17 protein-coding genes are annotated in these 17,366 nt (G+C 73.0%); 4 read left to right on the top strand and 13 right to left on the bottom strand.

What is annotated here, in order from left to right:
- Positions 1-81: 81 nt before the first annotated feature.
- From smc to recG, 10 genes are all read right to left on the bottom strand, one after another.
- Positions 82-3,627, bottom strand: coding sequence for a chromosome segregation protein SMC (gene smc, locus ACWGL3_RS11155; RefSeq protein WP_267946456.1), 3,546 nt, complete (start codon positions 3,625-3,627; stop codon positions 82-84).
- A 366-nt stretch (positions 3,628-3,993) separates the two neighbouring features.
- Positions 3,994-4,185 (bottom strand): hypothetical protein, encoded by a 192-nt coding sequence (locus tag ACWGL3_RS11150; RefSeq protein ID WP_267946457.1) that lies wholly within the window; start codon positions 4,183-4,185, stop codon positions 3,994-3,996.
- A gap of 366 nt (positions 4,186-4,551) precedes the next feature.
- Positions 4,552-4,812 carry an acylphosphatase gene (locus ACWGL3_RS11145; RefSeq protein ID WP_267950509.1) on the bottom strand — a complete coding sequence of 87 codons (261 nt, stop codon included), beginning with the start codon at positions 4,810-4,812 and terminating at the stop codon, positions 4,552-4,554.
- Positions 4,813-4,996: 184 nt separating this feature from the next.
- Positions 4,997-5,851 (bottom strand): bifunctional DNA-formamidopyrimidine glycosylase/DNA-(apurinic or apyrimidinic site) lyase, encoded by an 855-nt coding sequence (mutM, locus tag ACWGL3_RS11140; RefSeq protein ID WP_267946458.1) that lies wholly within the window; start codon positions 5,849-5,851, stop codon positions 4,997-4,999.
- A 7-nt stretch (positions 5,852-5,858) separates the two neighbouring features.
- Positions 5,859-6,614 (bottom strand): ribonuclease III, encoded by a 756-nt coding sequence (rnc, locus tag ACWGL3_RS11135; RefSeq protein ID WP_267946459.1) that lies wholly within the window; start codon positions 6,612-6,614, stop codon positions 5,859-5,861.
- Positions 6,615-7,001: 387 nt separating this feature from the next.
- A complete protein-coding gene (gene rpmF, locus ACWGL3_RS11130; RefSeq protein ID WP_121187691.1) occupies positions 7,002-7,178 on the bottom strand; it encodes a 50S ribosomal protein L32 in 177 nt (58 codons plus the stop codon).
- A 133-nt stretch (positions 7,179-7,311) separates the two neighbouring features.
- Positions 7,312-7,860, bottom strand: coding sequence for a YceD family protein (locus tag ACWGL3_RS11125; RefSeq protein ID WP_267946460.1), 549 nt, complete (start codon positions 7,858-7,860; stop codon positions 7,312-7,314).
- A 293-nt stretch (positions 7,861-8,153) separates the two neighbouring features.
- Entirely contained in the window at positions 8,154-8,645 is a 492-nt protein-coding gene (coaD, locus tag ACWGL3_RS11120; protein WP_267946461.1) for a pantetheine-phosphate adenylyltransferase, read from the bottom strand.
- A 372-nt stretch (positions 8,646-9,017) separates the two neighbouring features.
- Positions 9,018-9,599, bottom strand: coding sequence for a 16S rRNA (guanine(966)-N(2))-methyltransferase RsmD (gene rsmD / locus ACWGL3_RS11115; protein WP_267946462.1), 582 nt, complete (start codon positions 9,597-9,599; stop codon positions 9,018-9,020).
- Between the two features lie 349 nt (positions 9,600-9,948).
- Complete coding sequence (recG, locus tag ACWGL3_RS11110; protein WP_267946463.1) at positions 9,949-12,156, bottom strand: ATP-dependent DNA helicase RecG; 2,208 nt, start codon at positions 12,154-12,156, stop codon at positions 9,949-9,951.
- A gap of 425 nt (positions 12,157-12,581) precedes the next feature.
- Here recG and rpmB point away from each other — a divergent pair, with 425 nt between their 5' ends.
- Positions 12,582-12,767, top strand: a complete 186-nt coding sequence (gene rpmB / locus ACWGL3_RS11105) for a 50S ribosomal protein L28 (RefSeq protein ID WP_013151263.1) — start codon at positions 12,582-12,584, stop codon at positions 12,765-12,767.
- Between the two features lie 138 nt (positions 12,768-12,905).
- On the opposite strand, the gene ACWGL3_RS11100 is transcribed toward rpmB, so the two are convergent.
- Complete coding sequence (locus ACWGL3_RS11100; protein ID WP_267946464.1) at positions 12,906-13,565, bottom strand: cellulose binding domain-containing protein; 660 nt, start codon at positions 13,563-13,565, stop codon at positions 12,906-12,908.
- Positions 13,566-13,766: 201 nt separating this feature from the next.
- Positions 13,767-14,777: a thiamine-phosphate kinase gene (locus tag ACWGL3_RS11095; RefSeq protein WP_267946465.1), complete on the bottom strand. Its 1,011-nt coding sequence runs from the start codon at positions 14,775-14,777 to the stop codon at positions 13,767-13,769.
- Between the two features lie 133 nt (positions 14,778-14,910).
- Here ACWGL3_RS11095 and ACWGL3_RS11090 point away from each other — a divergent pair, with 133 nt between their 5' ends.
- Entirely contained in the window at positions 14,911-15,144 is a 234-nt protein-coding gene (locus ACWGL3_RS11090; protein WP_267946466.1) for an Lrp/AsnC family transcriptional regulator, read from the top strand.
- A 38-nt stretch (positions 15,145-15,182) separates the two neighbouring features.
- Positions 15,183-15,644: a DUF3515 domain-containing protein gene (locus ACWGL3_RS11085; RefSeq protein WP_452461210.1), complete on the top strand. Its 462-nt coding sequence runs from the start codon at positions 15,183-15,185 to the stop codon at positions 15,642-15,644.
- Positions 15,645-15,760: 116 nt separating this feature from the next.
- Here ACWGL3_RS11085 and ACWGL3_RS11080 read toward each other — a convergent pair whose 3' ends face one another.
- The gene (locus tag ACWGL3_RS11080; protein WP_267946468.1) at positions 15,761-16,498 is read right to left on the bottom strand and encodes a DUF3105 domain-containing protein; all 738 of its coding nucleotides are present in this window, start codon (positions 16,496-16,498) and stop codon (positions 15,761-15,763) included.
- Positions 16,499-16,587: 89 nt separating this feature from the next.
- Between ACWGL3_RS11080 and ACWGL3_RS11075 the strand changes: the two genes are divergently transcribed.
- Positions 16,588-17,325: a DUF305 domain-containing protein gene (locus ACWGL3_RS11075; RefSeq protein ID WP_267946469.1), complete on the top strand. Its 738-nt coding sequence runs from the start codon at positions 16,588-16,590 to the stop codon at positions 17,323-17,325.
- The last annotated feature ends 41 nt before the right edge of the window (positions 17,326-17,366 follow it).

The raw sequence follows: 17,366 nt of genomic DNA, 5'->3' as shown, positions 1-17,366 counted from the left end.
GGCGACGAGCGCCGTCCGACCGCCCCCGGGCCGCGGGGACGCCACGGGCGGGCGGAGAGGGGTGCGCGGCCGGAACCGGCCTCAGGCCGGGCGCACGAGCTTCTGGCTGATGACCTGCGAGATGCCGTCGCCCTGCATCGTGACGCCGTACAGCGCGTCGGCCGCCTCCATGGTGCGCTTCTGGTGGGTGATGACGATCAGCTGCGACGAGGCGCGCAGCTCCTCGAAGATCACCAGCAGCCGCTGGAGGTTGGTGTCGTCCAGGGCCGCCTCGACCTCGTCCATCACGTAGAACGGCGACGGGCGCGCCTTGAAGATCGCCGCGAGGAACGCCACCGCGGTCAGGGACCGCTCCCCGCCGGACAGCAGGGACAGCCGCTTGACCTTCTTGCCGGGCGGCCGGGCCTCGACCTCGATGCCGGTGGTCAGCATGTCCTCGGGCGAGGTGAGGAGCAGGCGCCCCTCGCCCCCCGGGAACAGGCGGCCGAAGATCGCCGCGAACTCGCGCTCCACGTCCAGGTAGGCGGACGCGAACACCTCCTGCACGCGGGCGTCCACCTCCTGGACGATGTCCATCAGGTCGCGCCGGGTCTTCTTGAGATCCTCCAGCTGCGCGTTGAGGAACGCGTGCCGCTCCTCCAGGGCGGCGAACTCCTCCAGGGCCAGCGGATTGATCTTGCCCAGCTGGTTGAGCTGGCGCTCGGCGGCCTTGGCCCGCTTGGCCTGCACCTCGCGCACGTACGGCAGCGGCACGGCCTCCTCGCCCGCGTCGGCGGGCGGCGGCACGGGCACGCGCGGACCGTACTCGGCGACGAGTGTGGGCACGTCGACGCCCAGCTCCTCCATCGCCCTGGTCTCCAGCTGCTCCAGGCGCAGGCGCCGTTCGGCGCGGGCCACCTCGCCGCTGTGCGCCGAGCTGGTCAGCTTCTCCAGGTCGACGGACAGCTCGCGGACCCGTGCGCGCACGGTCCTCAGCTCGCCGTCGCGCGCCTCCTTCCCGGCCTCGGCGACGGCCCGCTCGTTCTCGGCGGCCGCGAGGGACACGGCGATCCGCTCCAGGGCCAGCCGCGCGCTCTCGGCCACCGCCCGGGCGACGGTGGCCTGCGCGGCGCGGGCCCGCCGGCGCTCGACGGCGCGCTCCATGGCACGCCGCTCCTCGAAGGCCTGGGCGCGCAGCTGCTCGGCGCGCCCGGCGATCGACCGGGCCCGCTCCTCGGCGGTGCGCACCGCCAGGCGGCGCTCCATCTCGGTGGCCCGGGACCGCGAGGCCCGGACGGCGAGCTCGTCGCGGGTCTGCGCGTCGGGGGCGTCCTCCTCGATGGAGGCGGCCACCTCCTCGGCCTCGGCCAGCTCCTCCTCCAGCCGCGCCAGCTTCTCGGCGTTCTCGTCCCTCGCGGCGGAGGACGTGGCCGCGGCGGCCGCGTAGCGCTCGGACTCCGCCTCCGCCGAACGCGCCTGGCCGCCGAGCTTGCCCAGCCTCTGCGCGGACTCGTTGCGCTTGCGGTCGCTCTGGCGGCGGCGGGCGGTGAGCTCGTCGGCCCGGGCGGCCAGATCGGCCCGTTCGCGCTTCTTGGCCTCGAGTTCGGCGGCGATCCGCTTGGCGCTCTCGGTGGCCGCCTCCAACCTCTCCCCCGCCTCGTCCACCGCGGCCTGGACCTCCAGGAGGCTGGGCGCCCCGGCGGAGCCGCCCTGCACCAGCGCCTCGGTGAACAGGTCGCCCTCGGGGGTGACGGCCCGGACCCCGGGCAGGGCGGCGACGAGGGCGCGGGCCGCGTGGACGTCGTCGGCCAGGGCGGTCCGGTCGAGCAGCGCGGTGACGGCTCCCCGGAGGTGGTCCGGGACCACGACGGCGTCGACGGCGTACCGGACGCCGGCGGGCAGTACGGGCCAGGTCTCGCGGGGCGCGGAGGGCACGGCGTCGGCGACGACGACGCCCGCGCGGCCCGCGTCGCGGGCCCGGAGGAGTTCGAGGGCGGCGACGGCCGTGTCGGGGGACTCCACCGCGACGGCTCCCGCGGCCGCGCCGAAGGCCGCCGCGACCGCGGTCTCGTGTCCGGGGTCGACCTGGACGAGTGCGGCGAACCCGCCCAGCATGCCGGGCAGGCCGGAGTCGAGGAGGGGGCCCGCGCCGTCCTTGTGCGCCAGGCCCAGCTCGAGGGCCTCCTTGCGGGCGAAGAGGGCGGAACGCTCGCCCTCGGCGGTGCGCTCGGCGTCGCGGAGCCGGTTGAGGTCGGTGTCGGCCGCGGAGAGCTGACGGGCCGCCAGTTCCTGTGCGGAGTCGAGTTCGGCGTCGCCCTCGTCCAGCCCGGCGGACTCCTCGGCGGCCATCTCGTACTCCGCCTGCGCCTGTCGGGCGCGCTCCGCGGCCTGCCGGGCGGACTCCTCCAGCCTCGTGGTCTCGTCCTCGTCGGAGGACAGCCGGCCGCGCAGGCCCTCCACCCGGGCGGACAGGCGGACGAGGCCCTCACGGCGCTCGGAGGCGGCGCGGGCGGCGGCCTCCAGCCGCTTCTCCTCGCGGTGCAGCGCGTCCTCGGCGGCGGACCGCTCGGTGACGGTGGCCTCCAGGGCCTCGCGGGCCTCCTCCAGCCGGGTGAGCAGCTCCTCCTCCTGGGCGGCGGCCTCCTCGGCCTCCGTCTCCAGTTCCTCGGGGTCGCGGCGGTGGACGGGCTCGTCCGCGACGTCGGCCAGGTTGCGGTGGCGCTCGTCGGCGAGGCCGCGCACGGCGTCGAGCCGCTCGGTGAGGCGGGAGAGCGCGTGGTAGGTCTCGGAGGCCTGGGCGAGGGCGGGCGCGGCCGCGGTGGCCTGGGCCTCCAGCTCGGTCTCGCGCTCCTGTGTCCGGGCGAGGGCCGTCTCCGCCGCCTGGCGCCGGGTGAGGACCTCCTTCTCGTCGGCCTCCTCCTTGGCGAGCTGCTCGGTGAGGGTGACGATGTCGTCGGCCAGCAGGCGCAGGCGCGCGTCGCGCAGGTCGGCCTGGATGACGGCGGCCCTGCGGGCCAGCTCGGCCTGGCGGCCCAGCGGCTTGAGCTGGCGGCGCAGCTCGGCGGTCAGGTCGTTGACGCGGTCGAGGTTGCCCTGCATCGCGTTGAGCTTGCGGATCGCCTTCTCTTTGCGCTTGCGGTGCTTGAGGATGCCGGCCGCCTCCTCGATGAGGGCGCGGCGCTCCTCGGGGCCGGCGTGCAGGACGGTGTCCAGCTGCCCCTGGCCCACGATGACGTGCATCTCGCGGCCGATGCCGGAGTCGCTGAGCAGGTCCTGGATGTCGAGGAGGCGGCAGGTGTCGCCGTTGATGGCGTACTCCGAGCCGCCGTTGCGGAACATGGTCCGCTTGATGGTGACCTCGGTGTAGTCGATGGGCAGGGCGCCGTCGGTGTTGTCGATGGTGAGGCTGACCTCGGCACGGCCCAGCGCCTGGCGGGTGGAGGTGCCCGCGAAGATCACGTCCTCCATCTTGCCGCCGCGCAGGGACTTGGCCCCCTGTTCCCCCATCACCCAGGAGAGCGCGTCGACGACGTTGGACTTGCCCGAGCCGTTGGGACCGACCACACAGGTGATCCCGGGCTCGAAACGCAGGGTGGTGGCCGACGCGAACGACTTGAAGCCGCGCAGCGTCAGATTCTTCAGATACACGCACACCTCCCACGGCGCTCACCTGCCATTCACGGCACGACCATCCAAGGGTGCCACGAAGCGGTGACCGCGGGGGGTGGTTCCGGCCGACGTCCTCCGATGGAATCGGCCGCTGACCTGGGTCGGGGCCGGGATCGGGGGAGGGGGGATGTCCGGCGGACACGGAGGGTTGTGACAGGGTCCGCCGGGTACAACGGTAAAGGAAGCCGCAAGGGAAAGGAAAATCTGCGGCGTGCGGGCTCTCGCCGGACCGTGGTGGCCGACGGGTTCCTCAGGGACGCCTGGATGACGCGTTCGGCGCCCCCGCCGGTGAACGGAACATCCCGGAAACGGTCGGCCTGTCGGCCGGTACGTCGGTGGCGCGGGTCAGGCGAGCGCGGGCTCGCGGTCGGTCGCGCCGGCGGCGACATCGGTGACGGCCATGTTGAGCTGGTCGTTCTGTGCCTGAAGGCGGCTGATCTCGTCCTCGAGGTCGCGTACCCGCTTCTGCAGCCGCCGCATCTCCGAGACCATCCGAGGGTCGGAGCCGCCGACGTGGCCAAACAGAGCCTTCGCCATGATGTAGGTCCTCCACACTGAGTGACCAGTGGATTCTGCGCATGCGATGTCCCGCGGGATTTCCAACTGGAGTTGTCCTCTACGCGGGTGGAAGGTTGCGCGATGTGCCTTCCAGAGTCTCACTCTGCGCGCCGCCGGTCAAGATTGGATTACGACAGTACGTAACGACCACAACCCAGCGAGAGACGATCTGGGCACGTGGTGGCGCACGATTCAAACGTGACGACCCCCGGCTCCGCCGGCGTGTGCGGGCCTCCAGGGGTCCCGCACGATGATCGCCCCACACCCCCCGGAACCCTTGCCACGAGCCCTCTGGGCCGCCGCGGTTCCGCGGTGTGCTCGAATCGCGTTACGCCTCCAGCATACTCACCGCTCGACGAAACCGGTGAACCTGCCCCCAGCCGGAGCCCAACGTTCGACCACGGAGTCCACACGACCGGGTGTACCGCCGCCCCGGAGATGGCCAAGAAGGCGTTCACAGGCATCCCTCGGGCCTTCGGCGACCACCTCGACCCGGCCGTCCTCGAGGTTCGTGGCGGCCCCGGTCAACCCCAGTTCAAGGGCGCGAGCACGCGTCCACCAGCGGAAACCCACTCCTTGGACGTGTCCCCGCACCCAGGCGGTCATCCGCACGGATGCGCTCTCGTTCCCCACGGTCCGACCTGCTTCCTTACCCGACAGACAGAGTTCTCTCACCGACACGCCCAAGGTCCGGCACCGGGACGTCCAGGACTCCGTCAGGAGCACGGCAAGAGTGCTCCCGGAATCCACCGGGTCACCCGCCGGGCCCGTGCCCTGGTCCCGTGTCCCCTCAGGAGCGCGGTCGCGGCCGCTTCTGGCAGCGCGGACAGCTGAACGAGGAGCGGTTCATGAACGCCTCGCGCACGATGGCCGTGCCGCAGCGGCCGCACGGCCGGTCCCTCCGCCCGTAGGCGTTGAGCCCGCGTGAGAAGTAGCCGCTCTCCCCGTTGACGTTGACGTACAGGCCGTCGAAGGTGGTCCCTCCCACCTCCAGCGCCTCGGTCATCACGTCGCGCGCGTGCCCCAGCAGCTCCGTCGCCCGGCCGCCCGACAGGGCCCGCGTGGAGTGCGCCCAGTGCAGGCCGGCCCGCCACAGCGCCTCGTCCGCGTAGATGTTGCCGACGCCGCTGATGAGCGACTGGTCCAGCAGCGCCCGCTTGACCTCGGTGTCCCTCGCGCGCAGCGCCCGCACGAACGCCTCCGGGACGAACGCGGGGTCCAGCGGGTCCAGGGCGATGTGGTCCACGGACGACGGCACGTCGACGCGCTCGCCGGGAACGTCCACCATCACGTGGCCGAAGGTCCGCTGGTCCACGAAGCGCAGTTCGGCGCCGTCCGAGAGGGGCAGGCGCACCCGCAGGTGACGCTCGTCGGGCTTGCCCGCGGGCTGGACCAGCATCTGCCCGCTCATCCCCAGGTGGGCGAGGAGCATCTCGCCGCTGTCCAGGACGAGCCACAGGTACTTCCCGCGCCGGCGTGCCGACGTGGGGACACGGCCCTCCAGACGGGCGGCGAAGTCGGCGGCGCCGGGCTCGTGGCGCCGTACCGACCTGGGGTGCAGGACCTCGACGGCGCCGATGGAACGGCCGACCGCGTGTTCGGCCAGTCCGCGGCGGACGACCTCGACCTCGGGCAGTTCGGGCATGGCCGCCTCAGCCCCGGCCCTCGCCGGAGGTGTTGTCCCCGGCGGTCTCGGCGGCCCGTGCCTCGGACCTGGCCTTGATGGCCTTCCACGCGGACTCGGCGGCCTGCTGCTCGGCCTCCTTCTTGCTGCGGCCCTCGCCCAGGCCGTAGCTCTCCCCCGCGACGCGGACCGTGGCCCGGAAGGTCTTCTGGTGGTCGGGGCCGCTCTCGTCCACGTGGTACTCGGGGACGCCGAGCATCTCGGCCGCGGTGAGCTCCTGGAGGGAGGTCTTCCAGTCCAGGCCCGCCCCCAGCCCGGAGGCGGTGGCGATGAGCGGGTCGAAGAGCCTGTGCACGAACTCCGACGCCACGTCCAGACCCCTGTCCAGGTAGACGGCGCCAATGATGGCCTCGAGGGTGTCGGCGAGGATCGAGGACTTGTCCCGGCCCCCGGTGCCCTCCTCGCCCCGGCCGAGGCGGATGTAGGCGCCGATGCCCAGGCCGCGGGCCACGTCGGCGAGCGCGCGCATGTTGACGACGGCGGCCCGCAGCTTGGCGAGCTGCCCCTCGGGCAGGTCGGGGTGCTTGCGGAAGAGGGTGTCGGTCACCACCAGGCCGAGGACGGAGTCGCCCAGGAACTCCAGGCGCTCGTTGGTCGGCAGCCCGCCCTTCTCGTAGGCGTAGGAGCGGTGGGTCAGGGCCCGGAGCAGGATCTTCGAGTCGACCTCGACCCCGATGGCCCGATGGAAAGCCCGGGCCTCGGAGACGGAGAGTTGGCTAGCCACTCGTTCACTTCCCTGTTCGTACGCGCCGTGGAGCGGCGCGCGGACGGCTGGAGTCGGGTGTGGACCCCGCGGCCCGTCAGGGGTGCTCGAAAACGAGGTGACCGTCGCGGGAGCGTCCGCTCCCCCGGCAACCACCACGAACTCGGGAACCCGAGGGGCCCGGATCTCTGGTGTGGTGCTCGGTGTTCCTGTTGCTTGTCGTCGTGTGCCCGCTGTCTCTGGGATCACTCTACAAACCCCGGCGCCGCGCTGTCTCGCGAGCGCCCGCCCGGTCAGGGCGCCGGCGGCCTCCCCGCCCCGGCAAGCACGACGGGGCGGACCCGTGGAGGGTCCGCCCCGAGATGAGTCGGGAATCGGGTACCGGGACCCGAAGCCTGTCATCCGCGCCTAGGCCGGGTTGATGACCTGGCGGTTGTTGTAGGTGCCGCACGTCGGGCACGCGATGTGGGGCTGCTTCGGGTCACGGCAGCGCGGGCAGTTGACCAGCACCGGGCGCGAAGCCTTCCACTGGGAACGGCGGGTCCGGGTGTTGCTCCGCGACATCTTCCGCTTCGGGACGGCCACTTCAATCCTCCTGGGTCACCCCCGCGCGGTCGCGGGAGGTCGCTTATCTGGTCACCCCGCGCGCTGTGGCGGGGAGGGTGTGCTCCGGTCGTCGCCGGCGCCGACAGGCGCCGTCCGCGATCGGTTCACGAGCTCATCGTTCGCCGGGGTCGTCCGCGAGATCGCGGAGCGCCTCCCAACGGGGGTCGACGTTGTCACCGTGGCCGTGGTCGGGGCCGACCTCGGCGAGTTTGGCCCCGCACTCGGAGCACAGGCCGGGGCAGTCCGGTCCGCACAGCGGTGAGAGTGGGAGCGCCAGCACGACGGCGTCTCGGACCACCGGTTCGAGGTCGAGCAGATCGCCCTCTAGATAGTAGTCCTCATCCTCGTCGGCCGCGTCCTCGTCCGCCCCGGAGACCTTGTCGTCCTCGTCGCCGGGGTAGCGGTACATCTCCTGGAAGCCCGCCTCCATGTCGTCGGACAGGGGGTCGAGGCAGCGCGAGCACTCCGCGGTGAGCTGGCCGCGCACGGTGCCGGTGACGAGGACGCCCTCCATCACCGCCTCCAGCCGCAGGTCCAGCTCGACCTCGCTGCCCTCGGGCACGGCTGCCATCGCCGTCGCGAACGCCTCGGGGACGGTCACGATGCGGTTGACGGTCCGCATCGACCCCGGCTGGCGGCCCAGCTGGCGGGTGTCGACCACGAACGGGTCGCGAGGATCTAGACGAGACAGGGTAATCGCGCTTTCACGAGAAGACGGGTCGCCGGGCGCGCGGAAGGCGTCGTGACGACGGCCGCGACCAGCGCGAGCGCACACCGAGAACCGGCGACGCCCATGGTCAAACCCTGATCCTACCTATCATGTCCCCGACCACCCAAATCAGGCCCCGATCAGCGCTGTGCCAGGGCCTTCCGGAACAGGGTCGGGCGCCGTCCGCGCCGCCGCGGGGCGGGACCGGGACCCGCGCGTGCGGCGGATCCGCGGGCCGGAGCCCCTCAGCCCTGGGAGTCCCTCTTCGCGTACTTCTCCCGCAGGCGGCCCTGGACGTAGGGGGTGACCAGGCTGGAGACGTCGCCCCTGTGCTGGGCGATCTCGCGCACCAGGCTGGAGGACAGGAACGAGTACTGGGGGTTCGCCGTCATGAACACCGTCTCCACACCCGAGAGGCGGTAGTTCATCTGGGCGATCTGGAGCTCGTAGTCGAAATCGCTGACCGAGCGCAGGCTGCGCACGATGGTCTCGATGCCGTTCTCGCGGCAGAAGTCGACGAGGAGGCCGTCGAACTCGCTGATCCGGACGTTGTCGAACTCCGCGGTGCCCTCCTCCAGCATGTCCAGCTTCTCCGGGACGCTGAACAGCCCGCGCTTGTTGACGTTGTTGAGCACGGCGGCGACGACCTCGTCGTACTGCTTGGCCGCCCTGCCGATGATGTCGATATGACCGTAGGTCACCGGGTCGAAGGACCCCGGACAGACGACACGGCGCACGGTGGATCGCCCCTCTCAAGAACTACCTTCGGGTAACGCGATGGTAGGGGCTCACTCCTGCGCCAATCCGGGCAACACCCACTTAGTGTCCGCATTCACGCACGGTCCGGACTCTCGTGCGCTTGTCGCACGACAACCGCCCCGGACTCACCCCCCGCCCCCGGGGACCCCTACCCCGCATGTGCGAAAACAGACACTCTGCCCGCTTTCGACCGGTTCTCGTCGTGGCCGGAGGCGCTCGTGGGGGGCGGACGGGGGTGTGCGGGAACGCACCGGGGAGGGGCGCGGAACCGCGGGGACCGGGGGCGGGGCGCCGCAGGCGGGCGCGGGGGCGTGTGGGTGACGGGCCCTGGAGGAACCGCGCCGCAGGCGTCAGTCGAGGGCGGTGGAGGGTGACGGGCGGGCGTACCAGAGAACCGCCTCCCCGTACCCGCGGCTGCGGTCGAGCTCCAGCCCCGGGGGCCACGCGGGTTCGGCGCCGCGCTTGGAGCGCTCGACGACGACGAGGGCGTCCGGGGTGAGCCAGCCGCGCCCGGCGAGGTCACCGAGGACTCCGGCGACCTCGTCGTCGGTGACGGCGTAGGGCGGGTCGGCCACCACGAGGTCGTAGGGCGCGCCGGGGTTGTCCTGGCCGACGACCCGTTCCACCCGGTCGGACGCCAGGCGCGCTCCGGAGAACCCGAGCACCGCGATGTTGTCCCGGATCACCTGGGCGGCCTTGCGGTCGGCCTCCACCAGCAGCGCGTGGGCGGCGCCGCGGGACAGGGCCTCCAGGCCGATCGCCCCGGAGCCCGCGTACAGGTCCAGGACGCGGAGGCCGTCGAGCGGGCCGAGGTCGGACCGGGCGGAGGAGAACAGCGCCTCGCGGGCGCGGTCGCTGGTGGGGCGGGTGTTGCGGCCGTCGGGCGCGGAGATGCGCCGTCCGCGGGCCGTCCCGGCGATGATGCGGGTCATGCCCCCACGGTAGCGGCCGGGGGCGGCGGGCCGCGGTGCCGACCGGGGGCAGCACGGTGCGGGCGGAGCCGGCGGCCCCCTGATACCACGGTAGGCCGGTCGGCGGGGCCCGCCAGACCCGTCGCCCGCCTGTGGACGGGCGGGTCGGCGGGCGGGGCCCGGTGCGCCGCAGGGGCCGGGACTCCGCCGGGGCGGAGCCGGATCCCGGAACCCCACGGGGGCGGGCCCGGACGCCCGGCGGGTCGCGCCGGACACGGGGCCGGGGCGCGGCGGAGCGGAGTGTCCCGTCCGGGGCAGGAGAACCCCGGACAGCCCCGGCCGCCTCGCGCCCGGCCCCTCGCCTCCCCGGTCAGGTCTTGTCGAGGTACTCCGCCCGCTCCTCCGGGAGGAGCGCCTCGAGGGCCTCGGCCAGCGGGGGGTGGGCCTCCAGCCCGGGGTCCTCGGCCACGTAGGCGGTGGCCTCCTCCCGGGCCTCGCCGATCAACTCCTCGTCCTTGAGCAGGGTGAGCATCCGCAGGCTGGAGCGGGCCCCCGACTGGGAGTCGCCCAGGACGTCGCCCTCGCGCCTCATCTCCAGGTCCACGCGGGACAGCTCGAACCCGTCGGTGGTCGCCGCCACGGCCGCCAGCCGCTCCCGGGCCGGCGAGCCCTCCTCCGCGTCGGTGACCAGCAGGCACAGCCCGGGCAGCCCGCCCCGCCCGACCCGGCCCCTCAGCTGGTGGAGCTGGGAGACCCCGAACCGGTCCGCGTCCATGATGACCATCACAGTGGCGTTGGGCACGTCCACGCCGACCTCGATGACGGTGGTGGAGACGACCGCGTCGGTCTCCCCCGCGGAGAAGCGGCGCATGACGGCGTCCTTGTCGTCCGGGGCCATCCGGCCGTGCAGACTCTCCACACGCAGACCGGAGAGCGGGCCCTCCGCGAGCCGGGCCGCCACCTCCAGCACGGCGAGCGGGGGGCGCCCGCCGGGGGCGTCCCCCTCCGGGGCGGCGCCGACCTCCTCGCCGGCCTCCCCGGCGTCGTCGTCGCCGATCCTCGGACAGACCACGAAGGCCTGGTGGCCCTCGGCCGCCTCCTCCCTGATGCGCTCCCAGCCCCGGGTCAGGAAGTGCGGCTTCTCCGCGGCGGGCACCACGTGCGTGGAGACGGGGGCCCGCCCGGAGGGCAGCTGTGTGAGGGCGACCACGTCGAGGTCCCCGTAGACGGTCATCGCGACGGTGCGCGGGATCGGCGTGGCGGTCATCACGAGCACGTGCGGACGGCCGTCCACGGCCTTCTCCCGCAGGGCGTCGCGCTGCTCCACACCGAACCGGTGCTGCTCGTCCACCACCACGAGCCCCAGGTCCGCGAAGGACACGTGCTCCTGGAGGAGGGCGTGGGTGCCGACGACGATCCCCGCGGCGCCGGAGGCGGCGTCCAGCAGGGCCTCCCTGCGGGCGGCCGCGTTCATGGAACCGGTGAGCAGGGCGACCCTGGTCGCGGTGTCGGCCCCGTCGATCTGCCCGGCGCGTCCGAGGGCGCCGAGCATGGCGTTGACGGAGCGGTGGTGCTGCTGGGCGAGGACCTCGGTGGGGGCGAGCATGACCGCCTGGCCGCCGGAGTCGACCACGCGGAGCATCGCGCGCAGCGCCACCAGGGTCTTGCCCGCGCCCACGTCGCCCTGGAGCAGGCAGTGCATGGGGTGGGAGGCGTCGAGGCGCCGGGCGAGGCGTTCGCCGACCTCCCTCTGGCCGTCGGTGAGCGTGAACGGGAGCTGTGCGTCGAAGGCGTCGAGGATCCCCCCGTCCACCCCGGGCCGGGGCTTGGCCGGCAGCTCCTCGGCCTGCCTGCGGCGGCGGGCGAGCGCGAGCTGGAGCACGAACGCCTCGTCCCACTTGAGGCGGCGCCGGGCCGCGCCGACGTCGGCCCACTCCGCGGGCCGGTGGATGCGGCGCAGCGCGTCGGCGACGCCGAGCAGCCCGCGGCTCCCGCGCAGCCCGGGGGGGAGCGGGTCGGGGAGGCTGTCGACGTCGGCGAGGACGGTGGCGACCGTGCGCGCGATCGTCGTGGAGTCCAGGCCCTTGACCGCCGGGTACACGGGGATGAGCTCGTCGGCGTAGGCCTGGGCCCGCTCCTCCGTGTCGCCCTCCTCGTCGAGGAGCTCGTACTGGGGGTGGTCGAGCTGGCGGCGGCCCTTGAAGGTGGACACCCGCCCGGAGAACATGGCCAGCCGCCCGGGGACGAGCGCGTTCTGGTGGTACGAGCCCCGGTTGAAGAAGGTCAGGTGCAGGCGGCCGGTGCCGTCGGTGACGGTGGCCTCCATCATGTCCATGCGCCGGCGCCCCTGCCTGGCGGGGACGGTCCGCCTCCTCGCGTCCAGGACGCGGGCCTGCACGGTGACCTCCTCCCCCTCGCGCAGCGCGGCGAGGTCGGTGAGGTCGCCCCGCCGGTCGTACCTGCGCGGGTAGTAGCGCAGCAGGTCACCGAGGGTGTGCAGGTCGAGCTTCTCGGCGAGCGCCTTCGCCGTCTTGCCCCTGAGCGGTCCCCTGCTCAGCGGTTCGTCCCAGGTAGTCACGTCTGTTCCCGTCCAGGCGTCTCTGGATCGCTGGTCACCGCAACGGTAGACCCCCGCTGCGACGCTCGGGCGCCCACCGCGTCGTCGTCCGCCGGGATTCCGGGGGCCGGCCGTCGGCGGGCCCCGTCGGCGGCCGGGCGTCCGCCCCACCGGACCGGGGTATACTCGTCAGAGTTCATCGCGTTTTCGCCATGCCCGCCATGGGGGATTCGATGCGCCGGTGGGTGCTGGGGTCCTCGACCACACCACGTTCCACCGTTGCGCGTACGGGCGCTGGCCAGCGGTCTGATCCGTGTACGGCCTTGTCCTTCGTGTACTCTTCCACGGTTGGCGTCCGCGCCGACCTGTCCGCCCGACCTCTCCCGGTCGGATGAATCTTCGCGTGCGGCGACGTGCGCGATCCTGAGCGCTTGAATGGAGTTACCGTGGCTTCCGTATGCGACGTTTGCGGCAAGGGACCAGGGTTCGGTAACAGTGTTTCCCACTCGCACCGTCGCACCCGCCGCCGCTGGAACCCCAACATCCAGACTGTTCGCACCCGTGTCGGTGGCACGCCCAAGCGCGTGAACGCCTGCACCTCGTGCATCAAGGCCGGCAAGGTGACCCGCTAGGGTCCCCGCACCGCTGCATGTTCCTCGATGGCCCTCCGACCACGGTCGGGGGGCCTTCGTCGTGCCTCCGCCCCGACGGTACGGGACCGGGCGCGGCGGCCCGGCCGCACGGGGGCGGCCGTGCTCCGGCCGCCGGGGTCACAGCTCGCAGACGTGCCCGTTGAGGGAGCAGCGCACCGGGCTCTGCGGAACGCCCAGGGCCTCGAAGGTCAGGGTGGCGGAGGCTCCCGGGTCCAGCCCGTCCCGGTCCCCGGGCTGCCGGGCGAGGATGCCGTCGTCGATCGGCTCCCAGTCGGCGTCGGTCACGTCGGTGATCTCGGCGCTGTCGAAGGCCAGGGCCAGTTCCCAGGCGTCGAGCCTGGTCCGCGAGGTGTTGGTGACGGTGACGTGGCCGGTGAACCCGGCCGACGTCGTCCCCAGCACCTGGTAGGCGACCGTGGTGGGCTCCGCGCCCGCCTGGTTCTGCGGGACCCGGGGCCGGTCGGCGGCCGACTCGTCCCCCTCCGTCCCCGGGGAGGCGTCGTGGGTCGGCTGGGCCCCGTCCTGCGTCCCCGGCGTCCGGCTCGACCCCGGCGCGCCGCCGAACTGCAGATAGATCTGCGTGGTGCTGTAGCCGAACAGGATCAGCCCGAGGATGACACCGGAGACGACGAGCACGTTGAGGAGCCGGGGCGGTTCGACGCGTTTGGGCACCGTGCTCTCGATGAGGCCGCCGAGCCGTCGCAGCGCGCCGACGTCCGTCGGCTCACTGCGGTGCGCACCCCGCCGGGTGCCGTTCTGCCAGCCATGGCGCCCCATAAACCGCCTCTCGACGCTCCGCTGCCCGCCCGTCGCCCTCGGTCACGCCGGGATGTCTTCTCCGCCCGTTCCCGGGCCGCTCCTCATGGGGCTTTCCGGGGCCGCCGCGCCACACGGACCCGGGCGGTCAGCCCGGAACGAGACGCGGGCCGCGTTGGCAAAGCCTAGCGTGACAGCCAAACAGGACAAATCCAAAGGGGCTCACCCTTCGCGGAAATGATCCCAGCCCCTGTTCCGGGGCGCACGCCCGTCCACTGTGACAGGGTTCTCGTCCCCCGCCCCGCCACCGCCAGGCGTCCCTGCCGCGGGATCGGTGACCGACCCGATCCGGTGCCAGTGGCCCGGCAGGGCGGTGCCCGGGGGGAACGCCGCGACCAGCGCGTGGTCCTCCCCTCCCGCGACCATGAGGGCGACCGCGGCCTCCGCCGCCGCCCCGGGCCCCTCGGCGCCGAGAACGGCGACCGCCTCCAGGAGTGCGGGGTCGGGGCGCAGCGCCGCCGAGTCCAGGTCGATGCGTACGCCGCCGGCCCGGCAGACGTGCCCGAGGTCCTGCACGAGGCCGTCGCTCACGTCGAGCATGGCGGTGGCGCCGAGCCGGGCCGCCTCGACGCCCCGCGCGTAGGGCGGGCTGGGGCGGCGGTGCTCGGACAGGCACTCGGCCGGGCCGTCGATCCCCCGTTCCAGCAGGGCCAGGCCGGCGGCGGACAGCCCGAGGTGACCGGTGTAGGCGACCACGTCGCCCGGCCGGGCCCCGTCCCGGCGGACGGGCGCCCTCCCCTGGAGGTCGCCGAGGGCGGTGACGGCGATGGTGAGGGTGTCCGAACCGACCATGTCGCCGCCCACGACGGCCCCGCCCGCGACCGCGCACTCGTCGCGCACACCGGCGGTGAACTCCTCCGCCCAGGCCACGGGGAGGTCGGAGGGGGCGGCGAAGCCGATGAGGAGGCCGGTGGGACGGGCGCCCATCGCGGCGATGTCGGCGAAGTTCTGGGCGACGGCCCGGTGGCCGACGTCCCGGGCGGTGGACCACTCCCTCCGGAAGTGGCGCCCCTCGACCAGCAGGTCGGTGGTCGCGACCGTTCGGCCGTCGGGCGCCGCGACGACCGCCGCGTCGTCGCCGGGTCCGAGGATTACATCGTCCGTCGTGGGGAATTGGCTCGTCACGCGCGTGATCAGAGCGAACTCCCCCAGGCCCCCAATGGTGTTCTGCACAGGGATCAGGGTACGGTGACGCTCCGGCGCAGCGGTCCGGACCCACGTCCGTCATCCGTTCGTCATCGGCCGCACCCCCGGCTCGGCCGGGAACCGCTCACCGCCCACACCCGGCGCACACGAAGGAGTTCTCATGGTGCAGGCATACATCCTGATCCAGACCGAGGTCGGTCAGGCTGCGGAGGTGGCGGAGCGGATCCGGGGCATCGAGGGGGTCGAGACGGCCCACGACGTGACCGGGCCCTACGATGTGATCGTCCAGGCCGAGGCCTCCGACATCGACTCGCTGGGCACCCTCGTGGTGGCGCGGATCCAGCGGTTGGACGGGATCGCCAGGACCCTCACCTGTCCCATCGTCAACATCTGACGCGCTCCGCCGCGTCGGCGGCACCCCGGGGGTTGCTTGTGCTGAAGCGGTTCGCCGGAGCGGCTCTGGTCGTCGCGCTCGTGGCCACGGGCTGCGGCGCACAGACCGTGCGGATGGAGCCCCCCGAGGCGGACGAGGCGACCGCGCGGACCTGCGCGGGGCTCGTCGAGGCGCTGCCGGACACACTGCTGGAGGCCGAGCGCGCCCGGGTGCGCCCCGATTCGGAGCTCACCGCGGCCTGGGGCGACCCGGCCATCGGACTGCGCTGCGGGGTCCCGCGGCCCGTGGTCCTCGCTCCGGACTCCCTCCTCCAGGAGGTCAACGGCGTGGCCTGGCTGCCCCAACCGGAGGACGCCCCCACCCTGTACACGGTCGTCGGGCGCGAGGCCTACGTCGAACTGTCGGTCCCGCCGGCCCACGGCGCCCCGGCTGGGGCCCTGAGCACGGTCAGCGACCTGGTCTCCGAGCACGTCCCGCCCCTGCCCGACGGCGAGCTCTGACCGGTCCCGGACACACGGGCGGGGGCCGCCGGCGTACGGCGGCCCCCGCGGTCGTCGGACCCGGCCGAGGGGCCGGGTCCTCCTCTCAGGCGTTCACGGAGCGGACGGGGACGCCGTCACTCCTCTTCCTCCATGGGCTGCTCCTCGGAGCCCTCGGCCGGCGCGTCGGGGTCCTCCTCGCCGGAGCCCTCGCCGCCCTCGGCTCCCCCACCGGTGAGCAGGGACTCGACCTCGGCCGCCGTCTCCGCGACCTGGCCGGAGCAGGAGGCCCCCGGCTCGGGCACGTCGGTGCCGCGCTCGTAGAGGCGCACGAACCGCTGGAGCATCTCGTCGTCGGCGGTCTCGGCCGTGATCTGGCGGCCCCAGCTCGAGGCGACGATCGGCGCCTCCATCTCACCCTCGTAGGGGCTGATGACGAGGTAGTCGCCCGCGCTGTACATGCCCACCAGCTGCTCGACCTGGTCCTCGGGGAGGCCGGGCTCGTAGTTGATCCACACGGCGCCGTGCTCCAGGGAGTGGACCGCGAACTCGGGGGTGACCGGCTCGGGGTACACGCCGCAGTTCTGCCAGGCGCTCCAGTGGTCGCCGCCCACGGGCGGGGACTGCTCGTAGTCGACCGGCTGGCCCGTCTCGACGTGCTCGTACGAGGGGACCTCGTACTCGGCCACGTTGGACACCGACCGGCTGCGGACCTCCATGAAGACGAGGAAGGCGATCAGGCCCACCACCAGAACCACAGCGGTGACGACCCCGGAAATGGTAAGGATCTTACGGCGGCGCTCCTCTTTGAGGCGTTGCGCCTTGAGCTCGGCTGCGCGTTGGCGGCGCTCCTCCGCCGTCTTCTTCTTTGCCACGGGGTCTCCTGAGGTGGGTGGTGACATAAGGGACTTATCTATCCTCTACTTTGGCACCACAGTTGGGCGATTTGACCAGGATGGTTCCTATGGAACAGACGAACGGCCCCGATTCGGGAGCCGCCGACGGCGTCGGGGAAGCCGACGGAACCCCGGACGAGGACGAGCGCTCCCGGGCGGAGCGGCTCTCGGAGGAGGGCGCGTCCCCGCAGGTGTCATGGCGTTCGGTACCGACCTGGACCGCGGTGATCCTCGTCGCACTGGCCCTCGCCGCGGGGTATCTCCTCGGGCGCCCGTCCTACCCGCTGGACACGGGGGCGGACGCCGGATTCCTGCGTGACATGAGCGCTCACCACGCCCAGGCGGTGGACATGTCGATGGTCATCCTGGACAAGACCGAGGACCCCGAGCTGCACACGGTCGCCACCGACATGACCCGTACGCAGCAGGCGCAGATCGGCATCATGCAGGGCTGGCTGATGGCCTGGGACCTGCCCGCCCGGGGGGCCCAGCCTCCGATGACCTGGATGGAGGGGCACGACCACGGCGACGGCGGCGGGGAGGTCCCCGACACCATGCCGGGTCTGGCGAGCCCCGAGGACCTGGAGGCCCTGGAGGAGGCCGAGGGCGTGGAGGCCGAACTCCTGTTCCTCGAACTCATGATCGCCCACCACCGGGGCGGCATCGAGATGGCCGAGGCCGAGGTGGACCTGGGCGGCGAGGAGATGGTCACCCGGTTCGCCCAGGGGATGATCGACGCCCAGCAGTCGGAGGTGAACCTCATGGAGGGCATGATCGACGAGCGGAGCGGCTCCGGCGGGGACTGACCGACCGCTCCCGCACACGACGACGGCGCGCACCCGACCAC

It is taken from the genome of Nocardiopsis sp. NPDC055824, from assembly GCF_053616335.1.
This window is presented reverse-complemented; position numbering and strand designations above follow the sequence as displayed.